13 protein-coding genes are annotated in these 16869 nt (G+C 37.3%); all 13 read left to right on the top strand.

The annotated features are described in order from the left end of the window. Nucleotides 1–431 precede the first annotated feature (431 nt). The 13 genes from wecB (at nt 432) to BUF15_RS19845 (ending at nt 16724) form a co-directional block, all read left to right on the top strand. Nucleotides 432–1664 carry a non-hydrolyzing UDP-N-acetylglucosamine 2-epimerase gene (wecB, locus tag BUF15_RS19785; protein WP_073615450.1) on the top strand — a complete coding sequence of 411 codons (1233 nt, stop codon included), beginning with the start codon at nt 432–434 and terminating at the stop codon, nt 1662–1664. 4 nt (nt 1665–1668) lie between these two features. Next, nucleotides 1669–3081, top strand: a complete 1413-nt coding sequence (locus BUF15_RS19790; protein WP_073615451.1) for a sugar transferase — start codon at nt 1669–1671, stop codon at nt 3079–3081. A 191-nt stretch (nt 3082–3272) separates the two neighbouring features. Beyond that, the gene (locus BUF15_RS19795; protein ID WP_143170794.1) at nt 3273–4109 is read left to right on the top strand and encodes a polysaccharide deacetylase family protein; all 837 of its coding nucleotides are present in this window, start codon (nt 3273–3275) and stop codon (nt 4107–4109) included. Between the two features lie 14 nt (nt 4110–4123). After that, nucleotides 4124–4906 (top strand): WecB/TagA/CpsF family glycosyltransferase, encoded by a 783-nt coding sequence (locus BUF15_RS19800; protein ID WP_084554248.1) that lies wholly within the window; start codon nt 4124–4126, stop codon nt 4904–4906. 20 nt (nt 4907–4926) lie between these two features. Beyond that, entirely contained in the window at nt 4927–6366 is a 1440-nt protein-coding gene (locus BUF15_RS19805; protein WP_073615453.1) for an O-antigen ligase family protein, read from the top strand. 4 nt (nt 6367–6370) lie between these two features. Continuing rightward, on the top strand, nt 6371–7384 hold the full coding sequence (locus BUF15_RS19810; protein WP_073615454.1) for a sulfotransferase: 1014 nt from the start codon (nt 6371–6373) through the stop codon (nt 7382–7384). An 83-nt stretch (nt 7385–7467) separates the two neighbouring features. Beyond that, a complete protein-coding gene (locus BUF15_RS19815; protein WP_073615455.1) occupies nt 7468–8976 on the top strand; it encodes an oligosaccharide flippase family protein in 1509 nt (502 codons plus the stop codon). 185 nt (nt 8977–9161) lie between these two features. Continuing rightward, the gene (locus BUF15_RS19820) at nt 9162–9698 is read left to right on the top strand and encodes a 4Fe-4S dicluster domain-containing protein (RefSeq protein WP_073615456.1); all 537 of its coding nucleotides are present in this window, start codon (nt 9162–9164) and stop codon (nt 9696–9698) included. 12 nt (nt 9699–9710) lie between these two features. Next, on the top strand, nt 9711–10181 hold the full coding sequence (locus BUF15_RS28420) for a Coenzyme F420 hydrogenase/dehydrogenase, beta subunit C-terminal domain (protein ID WP_084554254.1): 471 nt from the start codon (nt 9711–9713) through the stop codon (nt 10179–10181). A gap of 584 nt (nt 10182–10765) precedes the next feature. After that, nucleotides 10766–11926: a polysaccharide pyruvyl transferase family protein gene (locus tag BUF15_RS19830; RefSeq protein ID WP_073615458.1), complete on the top strand. Its 1161-nt coding sequence runs from the start codon at nt 10766–10768 to the stop codon at nt 11924–11926. Nucleotides 11927–12681: 755 nt separating this feature from the next. Then, complete coding sequence (locus BUF15_RS28425; RefSeq protein ID WP_073615459.1) at nt 12682–13629, top strand: glycosyltransferase family 2 protein; 948 nt, start codon at nt 12682–12684, stop codon at nt 13627–13629. Between the two features lie 682 nt (nt 13630–14311). After that, entirely contained in the window at nt 14312–15514 is a 1203-nt protein-coding gene (locus BUF15_RS19840) for a hypothetical protein (protein WP_073615460.1), read from the top strand. A gap of 16 nt (nt 15515–15530) precedes the next feature. Further along, nucleotides 15531–16724: a glycosyltransferase gene (locus BUF15_RS19845; protein WP_073615461.1), complete on the top strand. Its 1194-nt coding sequence runs from the start codon at nt 15531–15533 to the stop codon at nt 16722–16724. Nucleotides 16725–16869: the final 145 nt, after the last annotated feature.

A 16869-nucleotide genomic window follows, 5' to 3' on the forward strand; every position in this document is an offset into this window, starting at 1 on the left:
CCCATTTAAGAATAGAGAATTGAGGGTTCGCGACAGAGAAAAATCCTTTGCTGAAATCGAGTTAACAACTAACCCGAACAGCAAAGGATTTTTCAAATCATTAGGTTAAAATGAATTGCCAATATTATTGTAAATCAGACCCTTGTAAAGAATTGACAGATTCTTGAAAAACATTACTCCTCATCACTTTCTGCCTATACCGCCATGAAGAAAGTCACCCACGATAACCTTTCTGCTTAATACTACAAAACATAGCCAAAACATTTATTCTTGCCGATTGGAGAAAATCTTGATATCGTTAATGTTTGTAGATATTTATTTAAAAATCAAGGATAGGGTAAATTCTGGTAGCTACCCAACTCCCTTGCTTACTAAACAAGCTAACTGAAATTACATATCAGCTACCATCATTTTTTCCATAAAGGTTATTCGTGAAACTTCTATCAGTCGCTGGAGCGCGTCCCAATTTCATGAAACTCGCAGCAATAGCTTGGGCTGTAGACAATTTTAACAACACAATCTCTCCAGACAACTGCGCTATTCAACATGTGATTGTTCATACCGGACAACATTATGATAAAAAGATGTCACAAACCTTTTTTGACGATTTAGCAATCCCAAAACCGGACATCAATCTTGAAGTTGGCTCCGGCTCACATGCTGTCCAGACTGCCGAGATAATGAAAAAGTTTGAACCTGTTCTGCTAGCCGAACAGCCTGATGTTCTTCTTGTGGTTGGCGATGTCAACTCAACCATTGCCTGCAGTCTGGTCGCTGCAAAAATTGAATATCCAGCGAACAGCAACCGAAGACGACCACTCATTGTCCACGTTGAAGCGGGCTTGCGTTCATTCGATCCGGATATGCCAGAAGAAATCAACCGAATCTTAACCGACTCAATAAGTGACCTTCTCTTTGTCACCGAGGAAAGTGGCATAAACAATCTCCGACACTCGGGTGTGCCGGACGAAAAAATACATATGGTGGGCAATGTCATGATAGACACGTTGCAACGCCATTTAAAGAAAGCGAGATTGTCAGACATTCGTGAGCAACTCGCCCTGCCAGAACGTTACGGAATAGTTACGCTCCATCGTCCATCCAATGTTGATACTCAAGAAACATTGGAGCCATTACTTTCTGCAATCCATACGATATCCCAAGACATCCCTCTCATCTTTCCCATACATCCCCGAACATTAAAGCATATTGAATTGTTTGGCTTAACATCTCTCGTCAATTGGAGCACCTACCCGGATGACGAGCTACAACATGACCATTCTTCAGCTGGTTCAAACTCTGGCGTGTTTATCATGCCGCCACTTGGATACCTCGATTTCCTGAGCCTCGTTGAAAAAGCGTCCCTTGTCATCACCGATTCTGGAGGCATCCAGGAAGAAACCACATATTTGCAGATACCCTGCATGACGTTACGGCATAATACCGAAAGGCCAATAACCGTTACTATCGGCAGCAACTATCTCCTGGGAACATCCCCAGAAAAAATCCTTGAAACGGCATCATCAATCCTCAAAGGGAGTGCCAAAACCGGCTCCATTCCAGATAAATGGGACGGCATGGCAGGCACACGCGTTGTTGATATCATTTACCACGAGTACCTAGCCCAAAAAAACAACAACAGCATCGAACAAGTGAGAGTTTGAAAAGATGTTTGATGAAAGATCACGGGACACGCAACGCCTTTTGAGTCTCTTGGATATTTTCTTTACTGTCCTGAGCTTTGCCTCCGCCCTCTGGATATTCGAGCAGATTCATTCCGATGAACAGGTGGATTTTTTTTCACATATAGCAATATTACCATTGATTCTGGCCTTGCTCATCTTTTCACTTTCTTATTTCAATGTTTATCGCAACCCACGTTCCGCATCAAGCGTCTTCTATGTTGCCGCCATTATCCAAGCGATGGCTACCGTTCTAGGCATTCTTTTCTTTCTACTTTTTATCCTCAATATCCATTACGTCAGCCGAATTATCATAATTGGTTTCGCGGCAACCGATGTCACGTTAATGATTGGTTCTCGCCTAATCGTGCGTCGCAATTTTCTCCGAGCAATCAACCAAGGTAAGGGGCTTCTGAATGTACTCATAATAGGGTCAGGCGAACGTGCTTTACTCCTCACCCGAGCACTGAAAAAAAAGGCAGATTGGGGCATTAACATCATCGGCTACCTTGACACCGATCCGGAACTGACTGGCCGGAAAGTTTCAGGGGGAACTATTCTCGGAACTGTTGATGACATTCATTCAATCCTTAAGTCTCATGTACTGGACGAAGTTATTGTTGCCATCCCCCGCTCCATGATCACCGATGTCGACAGCATTGCTCTTGCCTGCGAGGAAGAGGGGGTAAAGTTCCGATTCATGGCGGACATTTTCAACATTGTCGCAGCCCGGGTCAGCCTGACCAACCTGGCAGACATTCCTATACTGACCCTTGAACCTGTCGCCCTGAATGAGACAAAACTCATGATCAAACGGTTTATTGATCTTCTACTTTCAGCTGTGGCACTACCTATTCTCTTGCCAATCATGGCACTTATCGCCATAGCGATTAAGATTGATGATGGCGGCCCGATCTTTTTCATTCAGCACCGTGTTGGTTTAAAAAAACGATTGTTTCCAATGTTCAAGTTCCGGACCATGCATGTCAACGCAGAGGAAATGCTCAAAGATATAGAACATCTCAATGAAATGGAGGGCCCAAACTTTAAAATTGCCAATGACCCACGTATCACGAGAATCGGACGTTTTTTACGCCATACAAGCCTTGACGAGTTGCCACAACTCATCAATGTCATTCGCGGCGAGATGAGCCTTGTCGGTCCTCGACCCATGTCAATTCGTGATGTAGAGCTTTTTGATAAAGGAATCCAGAGAAAACGATTCAGCGTCAAACCTGGCATCACCTGCATCTGGCAGGTCTCTGGGCGCAACAATCTGCCTTTTCACAAATGGCTTGAACTCGATCTGCAGTATATTGATAATTGGTCACTCAGCCTGGATATATGGCTTCTCTTAAAAACCATTCCGGTTGTCCTGCTTCGAAAAGGGGCGATGTGAAAACGCAAATACTTCTCAGCCTCGACTATGAACTTTTTTTCGGCAAGCAGACCGGCTCGGTCGAATGTTGCCTTATACAGCCAACTCAGGCTCTCGCTGAAATAGTTCAACGATATGGTGTACAGCTTTCGTTTTTTGTAGACGCACTTTATCTTCAGCGCCTTGCAGAAGAATCTATCAAATATCCCCATTTGCAGCGCGATTACGATTCGATCAGGCAACAGCTCGTAACCCTCAAAGAGACTGGGCATGACATCCAACTTCACCTCCACCCACATTGGCTAGACAGCTCATACGACGGCAGCCAGTGGCAAATAAATACAAACCGTTACAAACTTCACGATTTCCCTACAGTTGAAATAACAAAAATCGTCTCTTCCGGTAAAAAAATCCTTACAGACCTTGTAGGCGACACTGTTTTTGCTTTTCGTGCAGGCGGCTGGTGCCTTCAGCCCTTCACGGAAATATCAACGGCTTTGAAACAAAACAGCATCTGGCTCGACAGCACCGTCTATCGTGGCGGCCTCTCCGATGATGATGAGCGTTGGTTTGATTTTTCCGTTGCCCCTTTAAAAAGTTACTGGCGCTTCAGCACTGACCCAAATAAAGAAGACAAAGACGGCACCTTTATCGAAATACCCATAAGTGCCATGCAGCTTACTCCACTTTTTTTCTGGCGCATGGCCTTGCGCCGCAAACTCATGTCACAAACAGCCCACAAGACCTATGGTGACGGAACGCCTCTTTCATACGGTGCCCGCTATTACCTGCAGCGCCTTACCCGCTCAACCGTCAGCGTCGCCTCAATGGATGGCTTGAAAGCTGGCCTGCTGAACAAAGCCTTTCATGATGAACAAGCTTCAGGCAAACAACTTTTCCATGCGATTGGCCACCCTAAGGCGATGACCGATTATTCACTTACCCAACTTGAAAACTTTCTTCACAAAAGAAAAAATATTACTAGTGTAACATTTCAGGATTTTGGTCATCTTCGACCATCGCAAAAAAACTCCTCCACGTTGACATAAATACTACTACTCAAATGACTGTAAATGATACCATCCAGATAGAGGCCGACCGCTACCCAACAGTGCAACTGTTCGACATTCCCATCAAGGCAATGACGATGAAACAGGCACTCGATCTCATCGATACGGCAATTGCCATCTCGTCCCCTCTGCAAATCGGGGTAGTCAATGCGGCAAAGGTCGTTAACATGCATCGAAACCCAGACCTGGGTGCTGACGTACTCTCCTCAGATGTAATATTTGCGGACGGTGCTTCAGTAGTCTGGGCGAGCCGACTCCTCGGCAACCCCTTGCCAGAAAGGGTTGCTGGTATCGACTTGATGATGGGTATGCTTGAACGTGGCAACCATAAGGGGTATCGGGTATATTTACTTGGAGCAACAGAAGAAATTAACAGCACTGTTGCTGAAAGAATAACAACAGACTTCCCAGGTGTTATTGTATCCGGGCGTCGCAACGGCTACTATTTACCGGAAGAAGAAGAATCCATAGCCAACGATATTGCCCAGTCTGAACCGGACATTCTTTTCGTGGCAATAACTTCGCCCAAAAAAGAACAATTTCTCTCCAAATGGAGTGATACCATTCATGTTCCCATCTGCCATGGAGTCGGCGGCTCTTTTGATGTCTATGCTGGAAAAGTGAAACGCGCCCCACTTGCATGGCAACGCTGTGGCATGGAATGGCTTTATCGTCTTGTTCAGGAACCTAGAAGAATGTGGAAACGGTACCTGGTCACAAATTCGTTATTTTTCTGGTTGACGATAATAGAAGTTGCTAAGAGATATTTACACTAAAAACCCAAAGGTTAAGCAACGTGATTCGACAAACATTGCTATGGTTAGTCATTTTTTACCTAAGCACAACTGCCTTTAGTAATTGGTATAGATCTCTTTGTGGTCTAATTATTCTTACAGCTTTTATCGAGCACCCGGATATGCCCAAAACCATTATGGGAGTCCAGGGGCTTAACCCATGGAATATATTACTATTTATAATATTAATATCCTGGTTATCCCAACGTAAACAGGAAAATTTATCTCTTGATATTCCCAGAAATATCAAATATTTGCTTAAACTATATTTGCTAATCACTCTCGTCTCTTCTTTTCGGATGCTAGGCGATATTACTAACTTTAATCAGAATCTTATCTCAATTGGTCGAGAATCTGTCTCACTCGGGAGCCTAGTAAGTGAGCATTTTATTAACAGTTTCAAATGGGTGTTACCAGGCTTACTACTATTTGACGGTTGTCGTGATCGGAAGCGTCTCTACATGGGCATTCTTTCTATATCATTAGTATATTTTCTTTTAGCCTTGCAGGTTATAAAATATATGCCTATTGAAACAATCAGCGGTGGAGGTGATCTCTCCAGAAGAGGCCTTAAGATATTGACTAATGAAATAGGATTTCATCGAGTCAATCTATCTATGATGTTTGCTGGTGCCTCATGGGCTATTTTTTCTTGTCGTCAATTTATTGGCAGGCGTTACAATATCTTCGTGCTTACAGCATGTCTCTTAATTATCTTCGCTCAAGCACTAACCGGTGGCAGAATGGGCTATTTAACTTGGGCAGTTATCGGTTGCGTGCTCCTTTGGTATCGTTGGCGACGCTATCTCCTTCTCGCCCCTATAGTTGCGGCTTCAATTTTAATTTTTGTACCTGGTACATTGGATCGCATAAATCAAGGATTTGGAAATGACGCCAAAGCGAGGGACTACAGTATTTATGAAGAGGCATATACACTTAACAATGGATCAGACTTATATACCATAACATCAGGTCGCAACATTGCTTGGCCTTTAGTAATTGATAAAATAAAAGAGGCACCTATTTTTGGTTATGGAAAAGAAGCAATGATTAGAACCGGGTTAACAGGGTTCCTACTACACACTTACTCCGAAACATTTCCCCACCCTCACAATGCATACCTGCAGCTATTGCTCGACACTGGATTTGTTGGTGCTTTATTTATATTGCCTTTCTATCTTGTAGTTTTGAAATACAGCGTTTCTCTTTTCCGTGATAACAGACAACTAGAGTTCATCGCATCAGGAGGTTTCTGTTTAGCGTTGACACTTGCATTATTAGTAGCCTCCTTAGGCAGTCAAACTTTCTATCCTCGTGAAGGTGCGGTAGGAATGTGGTGCGCGATCGGACTTATGTTACGTATATACGTACAACGTCTTCAGCTTCCTCCCCATAATAATATCACAGTCGAAAACTCATATGATGATCTGCTGTGGAGGTAATGTAATGTTTAAAAGTTTACATCACAAGCACAAGTTCCAAGATAGCAAAATTCGTCTCGTTTACATTTTAGCCCCAAGTCACTCTGGTTCTACTCTATTAGCAATGCTCCTTAATTCTCACCCTGAAATCTGCACCGTCGGTGAATTGAAAATTACAACTTTAGGAGACCCAAGCTTATATAGGTGCTCTTGCCGTAAAATGATTAGAGATTGTGAGTTTTGGAATGGAATAAGCGATGATATGTTACAAAGAGGATTTGTTTTTGATATCGCAGATGCTGGAACAGACATCCGTACAAATATGGACCCTTATGTGTCAAAATTATTAAAGCCACTACACCGCGGTCCTTTCTTGGAGAATATAAGAGATTTAGCTCTTAATCTTTCACCTACTTGGAGAAATAACCTAGACAAAGTACTTCTTAAAAATAGTGTTCTCATAGAATGCGTAGCACTCAGGTTGAAGAAAAAAATTGTTGTTGATTCATCGAAGATAGGAATCCGACTTAAATATTTACTTCGTAATCCCGAACTCGATATCTCTGTTATACGTTTAATTCGCGATGGTCGCGGTGTTGCTCTTGCATATTTAAACCCAGCCATTTTTGCTGACTGCCAAAATGCTTCTCTTCGCAATGGTGGTGCGGGAGGTTTTTTATCTAATGAACACTCTTCGTTTGCTGATGCTTCTTTGGAATGGAGACGTAGCAATGAAGAGGCAGATCATCTTCGCGAATGCCTCCCTAAAGAAAAATGGTTTGAACTTCGCTATGAAACATTATGCAATCATCCTCAAGAAACACTAAAACAAATTGCAATTTTTCTTGGTGTTTCATCGACAACATTTTCAAGCGATTTCCGATATAAAGAACATCATGTGATTGGCAATGGTATGAGGCTTGATGACACAAGCAATATCACTTTAGATGAACGCTGGAGAACGCATCTTACGACAGAACAACTTAATATATTTGAGAATGTTGCAGGTAATATGAACAGAAAGCTAGGATATTTTTAAACTTTTGAAATGTTAATATAACAAACAATTAACAGAAATCACAGAACTTACCAATAAGTCAAATACAATACTTCCAATTTGATATGAAAACAAAGAGATCCTCACTAAAAATAAATGCTATTAGCAATTGGGCATCTTTGTTCGTACAAGTTTTAATTGGTTTCTTCTTGACCCCTTATATCATTTCACACCTAGGGAAAAATGGCTATGGTATTTGGGTATTAGTAAGCAATTTTATAGGATATTATGGTTTATTAAATATGGGAGTTGGTTCCGCTATTACTCGTTACATGGCCCGCAGTATTGCAATGAATGACAACTATGGCCTTAATAGTGTGGCCAATACTGCAATCACCATGTTCAGTACTACAGGCCTTATTGCAATCATTTTATCTATTATTTTCTCCACTCCTCTTACTACTTTTTTTCAAATTGATCCTAGTCAATCATCGAATTTCCAAAATATAATTATATTATTAGGCATTGCGACTGGTTTGAGCTTCCCAAGTGGAGTATTTTCAGCCATGATCACCGCTAAGGAATGTTATTTAACTGTAAATATAGTGAATATTTTCATAAGTATCCTACGTGCTGTGCTGACAATTTTAATACTGGAATCTGGTCTAGGACTATCTGGAATAGCTTATCCAAGCCTGATTGCAACAATTATCTCACTATTGGCTTTTTCGATTATTTCGAAAAAGGTGGTGCCCGAATTTGTTTTAATGAAACAATTTATTCGCTCCAAAACTCTAAAAATGTTATTACTTTATGGCGGTTACTCAACAATAATATCAATATCAGATCTCATCAGACTACAAATTGACAGCCTTGTAATTGGTAAATTCATTGGTACGGACCAAGTTGGTATATATGCAATTGCTGCACTAATAGTTCAATACTTTTTGAAGATAATTGTTTCTGGGATGGGGGTTTTGAAACCACGGTTTGCAGCATTAGAAGGTTCTAACGAATTATCTGAGTTACAAGAGACATTTCTTAAATCATTATCCGTTTCTAGCTTCATATCCTGTGGCGCAGGGATGTTATTACTAATCTTCGGTGATTTTTTTATAAATTTCTGGGTTGGACCTGAATTCGAAGGAGCCATCCCAGTTTTATATATTCTTACAATCGCATATATTTTTGCATTAGCTCAAACTCCCGGGATAGCGCTCATGTTTGCTTTAAACAAACACCGATATTACGCCTTTGTCACCACAATCGAAGCTCTTGTTAATGTTTGTCTGAGCATTTATTTAGCATCAACCCTTGGCATTATTGGTGTTGCCCTAGGTACTGCTATACCAATGATGATTGTGAAAATATTTATTCAACCATTTTATACATCTCGCATAGCTGCTATCTCTGCATTTCAATATACTAAAGCAATCATGCCAAATATCATTGTTGCTTTACTTCTTATAATAACCTTCAAATCATTTAACATTTTCTCACTGTTTTCCTTTACAACTAAAAATATTTATACTGTTGCAATTATGTCCGCAATTCTAAGCTTAGCATATCTATTTATTATTTCATCAATTTCAATTAGAATAAAAATTATATTATTATCTTTATTACACAAATAATAAATATTTAACATATGGCCTCATTCGATGCACCATTTCCCTAATTAATATTCATCTGATCAATGAGTGTATTAATCTATAAGCATTTACTACAGTTAACAGGCCATAATATATAGTTTTATGATTAACAGCATTAATATAAAAAAGGATCATTAAACTCTTTACAATCTTTACAGGATAGACAAATGATCAATATCTCTAACAAAGAGATCTGTTGCGGCTGTCACTCTTGTTTCTCCACCTGCCCACAAGACGCCATTAAAATGGTCTCTGACTATGAAGGCTTTCTTTATCCTGAAGTAGATGGTCAACTTTGCATTAATTGTAAAAAATGTGAACGATCGTGCCCTATGCTGGTCTCATTGAACAAAGAAAATAGATTCACAAGATCCTATGCCGCTTGGCATAATGATGACACAATACGTACAGCAAGTTCATCTGGTGGAATCTTTAGCGCGTTGATGAAATATATATCTAAAAGAAATGGTATTGTAATAGGTGCTGCTTTTGATGATAATATGACGCTTCGACATCAGCATTCTGAATCCCCCTCAGATACAGCTAAATTTAGAGGGTCAAAATATTTACAAAGCACTATTGATAATACATATTTTGGAACTAAGTTATATTTAAAGAGCGGTAGGTTAACTCTTTTCTCAGGAATCCCTTGTCAAATAACAGGCCTCTATACTTATTTAGGTAAAGACTATCCTAATTTATAAACCTGCGATCTAATTTGCCATGGCGTTCCATCACCAAAAGTCTTCTCATCCTATTTTAATGTACTTGAACACAAACATAGTGCAAAGGTTTATAAAATAGATTTTAGGCGCAAAGATTCTGGTTGGAAAAGATTTTCTATTGCATTATCGTTTAACAATAATACTGAATATTTAAAAGAATTTTATGATGACCCTTTCATGATTGGATTTCTCAAAAATCTCTATCTTCGACCTCCTTGTCACGCATATCTGTTTTCATCTTTACCACGTGTAGCAGATTTTTCGCTAGGTGATTTTTGGGGAATATCTTCTACTCATCCTGAATGGGACAACGACAAAGGCACTTCTTTAGTTATTCTTTCAACTATTAAAGCACAAGAAGTTATTAATTTTTGCCGGGCCGATCTACTCTTCCATGATGTCGACCTAGACCTAGCTATTAAATACAATCCTTGCATTTGCGGATCAGTCAAAACCAGATAAAGATCGATCGATTTTTTTCATGACCTTAACAATATGCCTTTTGAAAATGTTCAAACAAATACATGAAACCTCCTTCAACCATTGACAAAATTAAGAGAAGTTTTAAGCGAATAAAAAAACAAACTAGACAATCATTGAAAATATTTAGGTTGATAATCTAATTAATTATTAGATTATCACATGTGAATAATAACTTAATTTAGCAAACTCTAATGGCTATTTTATAAATTGCGAGGATTTGCCTTGGAATTTTGATGCAATTTCGGCTCAAATCAGATATAAATCACCATTACATATTCGGTATTTCATTACTCATCTATTTTCAAATTTAAATTAATCTAAATAAATGGATACGATTAGACGTCGAGTATTCCGAGCACTCTGCCTAACAAAAACATTGAAAATCTGGAAACGATAATATCAAGTAACATAATTACGATACATAATAAATACGCACAGGTTTAAAATTCTTTTAAACATTCTTCAACTCATGATTATGCACAAACCTATGTTACCGCGAGATTATTATTTCCATCATTTATTTTCCTGCAAACTTAATAACCATTTTTTTCTAAAGAAATAATATGCGAATTGGGATTCTTACACAACCACTACACACTAACTATGGTGGCCTACTTCAAGCCTATGCCCTCCAAAGGACACTTATAGAATTAGGACACGATGTGCTAACAATAGACATTTCGACCGAGAAATCATTTGCCAAGAAAACTATTGATATTCTCTCAGAAATTAAAAATGAATTTCCAACAACTTGTAAGATTAGGCTAAAACAACTAGTCGATCACTATTCAAATAACCATAAAAAAATCATTTCACAAAATACCAATGCATTTATTGACAACTATATAAATAAGACAACCAAACTTACTTCAATTAAAAAAATAAAATGTTTACAAAAATATAATTTTGATGCATACATTGTAGGTAGCGATCAGGTCTGGAGACCAAAATATTCCCCCGATATTCTTACTTTTTATTTGAATTTCCTTGGTAATGACAACAGAATTTTACGGATTGCCTATGCAGCATCATTTGGAGTTGACCACTGGGAATACACAACTGAACTAACATCTAAATGCAAAATGTTAGCCCAATTATTTGATTCGATTTCTGTTAGAGAAGATTCCGCAGTTAATCTATGTAAATCATTTCTCAACGTTGAAGCAATACATGTACTAGACCCGACCATGCTATTGCAACCATCGCACTATCAAGCTATCGCTACAAGCTTTGATAAAAGTGAGAATACAAAACCATTTATAGCCACATATATTTTAGATGATTCAATTGAAAAGCAATCTATTATTCGAAAAACTACTAATTTTTTTAATTTAGAATCAATTCCACTTATGCCCAAAAGCATTTTAGAATATGAATCTTCAGACATTAATACGAATTACATATATCCTTCTGTCGAATATTGGCTGAAAAATATCATCAATTGCGATTTTGTCATCTCTGATTCTTACCACGGTGCCGTATTCTCAATCATTTTTAATAAACAGTTTATCATTGTTGGCAACCCTAAAAGAGGCCTTGCAAGAATTACCTCCCTATTAAGAATGTTTAATTTGGAAACAAGGTTAGTTTACGATAACATTGAAAATCTTGAAGATTTATTCACCAATCCAATAGACTACAAGCATGCCAATGAAATACTTTCAAACAATAGAGATAAATCAATTAACTTCATATGCAATAGTTTAGCTATCAAATCGATATAATATCGACTTTTTTTAGTATTATAATATTTGACTATCAAAACGGTCTCTAATAGACGTTAATTTAGGGCTTAGATTTTATTTTAGCTTTGCAAAAGACCATTAATTATATATAGGGATCATTCTATAGAGTTACGAAAATTCAATACTACTCTTGGATTATTATATGAACAACATAAAGATAGAATTTGACTAAAAATATTTATTTATCTTTAAAGCACAAGTAATCATTTAAGACATTGAACACCGCATATGAGAATATAATTAAGAGCGGCTAGGTTTATCGATGATTTTCAAACGTGGGTGCATGCATCCGAAACTTGAAGGTTGGTCAAAAGGAATCTCGGAAGATATTTTCATTACCAACACCTGTAGGCTCTCCGCTATCCTATGCAACATTACTATATAAACAATTATTTACACAATAACCCAATCACTATTTAGTCAAATCACGATAGGTTTTGCCTCATCAACTAAATTACAGATAAGGAGAGGTACTGTTTGCCTTCTTTTTATTTATCGTTTTTATAATATGAATAGGACACTAACTATCTAATAATGCAATAGCCCCTAAGCACTAAATAAAGGCTCTTAGCGGTTAAGATACAAACATTATTTCTGTTATACTTCAATTAATATTGTTAATCATTTTTATAAAACTTTCTATTATAGGAATATTGAATTTGATCACGAAACCTTTTTATTAATTATAAGCATACAGTATCTTAAATTTCTACTATGTTTCTTTTTACCATATCATGAAGGTATCAACTATAATACCAACCTATAATTCGGCCCACACTCTAGACAGGGCTATACAGAGTGTAATTAATCAAAATTACTATTCATCTGAAATAATCATTGTTGATGACGGATCTACTGATAACACTGAGCAGGTCTGCAAGAAATATTTTGATAACATAAAGTATATAAAGCAGGAAAATTCTGGTGTAGCCGCTGCACGTAACCGAGGAATAATATCCTCCTCAGGAGAACTCATTGCCTTTCTAGACTCAGATGACCAATGGCTACCAGACAAGTTATCCTCTCAGATAAATATACTATATAAATACAATAAATTGAAATGGTGCGCTGGGTACGTAGTGCGTGTTAATAATAATCTTGCAAACAATCTAATCCCTTCAAGCAATACTTTATACAGATCCGCCACTTCTGAAATTCTAAATTTCTTCAAGGTAAGTTTATATTCTGACATCTTTCAAACTAGTGCTTTTTTAATATATCGAACTATATTTACAGAAATAGGATTATTTAATCCTATATTAAAAGTGTCGGAAGACCGCGACCTATGGTGGAGAATAGCTAGAATCTATCCTAGTATCGGATATGTAAATACACCCTGTACTTTTTACTTTGTCGACACACCTAACAGCCTTACAAAGTCAAACCTGAACAGAAACGACAGTCTGCGTGTCGTCTGTGATCACATGATGAATGCTAAACTAAACCGCTACTCATATGATACTTATTATAATAAATATCTAAATAAACTATTATATATATATCTTTTAAGATGCTACAACAATGAAATAGACATTTCTCACAACCTACTAAATAGAGCGCATCGATTAATCAAATTAAATTTTTCAAAACGACTTATCATCATCATAACTAAATTTTTTCCCAGGAAAATTAATTCGATACTAATACGTTTCATACTCTTCACCTATAGTAAATTTAAATAATTTATTATACTTATCACTACTTAAAATCTACCAAGCAAACCAAGATTCAATGATTGCTGACTCATTTTATTTATTATATGATTGACCAGTTATCCAAAATGATGATTATATTTTTTCACTCTACATCCTCAATCTAACCGTTTATAATATAACCAGTTTCCTCCTATTCCTCACAACACTTCAGACCACCGTGAGGTCTAGGTTTTTGCTACTTTATTGCTTTACAAATTTGGTAATTCCGATAGCGGTCCAGACACTTTCCAAACTGTATCATTTCAGAAATTAAACTGGGCTGATCGGTATCATACCCTATTTATTTTAAACCTAAGACTATTGCGACACACAAAGGCCATAATATAGTGACCATCCCAATGTTTTTAGGTACTAAGCTTCAGTAGCATTCATATAGCGAAATAAAAACCTATTGGAATGAGCCACGGCTTATCTTGCTAGCGGATATTTCAAATTGAAAATATACAACATGCCCTTGAAGATATTTTTTTTTAGTGGATTGACCCTTATCAACCAATATAGCCAAGAACAATTCTAATACTGATACCTAAGAAATTGAAAATTTCGTCCAGGAAGTCAAATAAAATTTTCTGCGAAATGTTACCAAATATTCACAGGATCAATATATCAAAATCAGATTTTCAAATAAACTCAGATTTTTATATAAATCATGAAAATATCAACCAGAAATATACCTTATCCTTACTCAGCAATGATTGCGATTTGTAGCGACCTTGATGAAACACCGGATCGTCACACTTACTTTGAAATAATGCGTTTTTTAAATACTAAACAATCTACCTCGATTGGTCCAGGCGCAGGACTAGAGATTGGCAATACTATCTATTTTGACATGCCAAATGATCAATTCGCGTATTGGAATACTGACGACATAGGTCGACAAATGGTTCAGGCGTTAATTAAATCTGGACATATAGACTGTTTACATTCTTACGGGGACCTGGCAACTACTCGATCACAAGCTTATAGGAATCTTACCGAATTAAATAGAAATAATTGCTTCCTTAAAGTTTGGGTTGATCATGGTACTGCAATAACAAATTTTGACAGTCAGATCATGAAAGGGAAAGGAGACGTTCCAGGTACTCCTTCATATCATTCAGATCTTACCATGGATTATGGTATAAAATTTGTTTGGCGTGGTCGCGTCACCAGCATAATAGGCCAGAATGCACCCAGAAGCTTAACAGGCATAGGGCGCAGACAGCACTTATATCCGTCAAGCAAAACGCTTCTCAAGGAATTAATCAAAGGATTATTAGGTAGATGTGGCAGTAACAAATATAAAATGCATTCCCAAAATAACCTGCTGACTAGAACAAATCTAAGAGACGGCCAGAACACTATCGAATTTATGAGATGCAACCCACACTGGGGTGGTGTAAGCTCTTATGATACTTCTTTCGGGTTTTGGGATGTTCTTACAAGTGGAGTAATTGAACGCCTCATTGAACGAAACGCATTCTGCATCTTATATACACATCTCGGAAAAACTAATAATGAACCTAAAATATTTTCGAACAAAACTATAGAATCATTTTACAATCTCGCAAAATATGCAGAAGAAAAGAAAATATTAATAACAACAACCAAACGTCTTCTAGAATATTGTTTCATGAAAGATCAAATATCTTATACAGCAAATCATAACGGGAATGAAATATCGATCCATATTTCTTATGCAGGGGATATTCTTGATCTTCAAGGATTGACAATATACACACCATTTACTAATGGAATTAAATTATTTTTTAACAAAATTCAAATTAATAATTATCAACATAATCCTTTTGACGAAACTGGCTTGACTAGCATTTCTATCCCTTGGCCTAAATTAGATTACCCAATATAACTTAATTATATTTATCATGATTTACCAATTAATTATTCGATTGCTCCTTACTTTTTATCATTTGGCTTTGCGCATTACTATTAAAATAAAAAAAGGATGTAAAAAAAAATCTGGTGAGAGATATGACATTCTCATAACAGGAACATTTTACTCTGGCAATTGGTTACATCCTCACCTTCAGCCATTAGCTATTTCTAAAAAAGTCAGTCGTGTGAGAATGGTTGCCACCTCTCCTGTACCTGAAATGAGCAGTGTATACCCTGTTTATCCTCCAGATATACTTATCTATCTAATTGGAGCTGTACCGGCTAGACTTCTAACCTTCATCTGGTATGCATTAAAAGATAGACCTGATGTTATTGGTGGTTTTCATCTTCTTTTAAATGGTTTGTTAGCGATTTTTCTAGCTCGTCTCATAGGATCTCATTCTTTATATTTCTGCGGAGGAGGTCCACGAGAGGTAATTGGTGGTGGTATTTACACTGAAAATAGAATTTTTCGTCGACTATATAAACCTAATCAATCAATTGAAAAGCAACTTATCAAATCGATAAAACATTGCAACATAATAGTAGTAATGGGAAGTGGGGCCGCCACTTTTTTCAAAGAGAATGGCGTCAACCAAAAATCTATACATATTATTCCAGGCGGTTTCTCATCAAAAATATATTTTCCCTCAACAGACACACCTATATTTGATTTGATAACTGTCGGAAGGATCTCATCAGTGAAAAGGATAGATACGCTCATCGAATCCGTCTCATTATTAAAATATTATTTTCCAAACATAAAAACTTTAATTGTTGGAGATGGCCCTCTAAAAAAATCACTTCAGGATTTAACAATATCAATGGGTTTACGCGACAATGTCACATTTGTTGGCCATCAGGACAATGTCGCACATTGGCTACGGCAAGCAAAAATATTTGTTATGACATCGGACTCAGAAGGAGTTTCTCAGGCAATGATTCAAGCAATGCTATGTGGACTACCTCCTGTTGTTTCAGACGTCGGAGATCTAAGAGATTTAGTTATACATGAATCGAATGGCTATTTAATTAAAAATCGACTAGCAATTAATTTTTCTGACCGAATTAGACACTTATTGATAAATGAAGACATACGAATAGAGTTGTCAAAGGCTGCATATTATACTGCTCTTCAACATAGTACTACACAAACCGCATCCAATTGGGATTTTATTCTCTAATTTCATTTTACTTAAACATGCAATCTGCTAAAAAAATACTACTTTCAATACTTGTCCCAATTTGGCAAATTCTCACTAGACGTAATTTATCAATCCTAATGATACATGGGGTGATGGATAGAAACTCTGCTAAATCGTCATGGAT

The organism is Desulfopila aestuarii DSM 18488 (assembly GCF_900143695.1).
GTDB classification, from domain to species: Bacteria; Desulfobacterota; Desulfobulbia; order Desulfobulbales; family Desulfocapsaceae; genus Desulfopila; species Desulfopila aestuarii.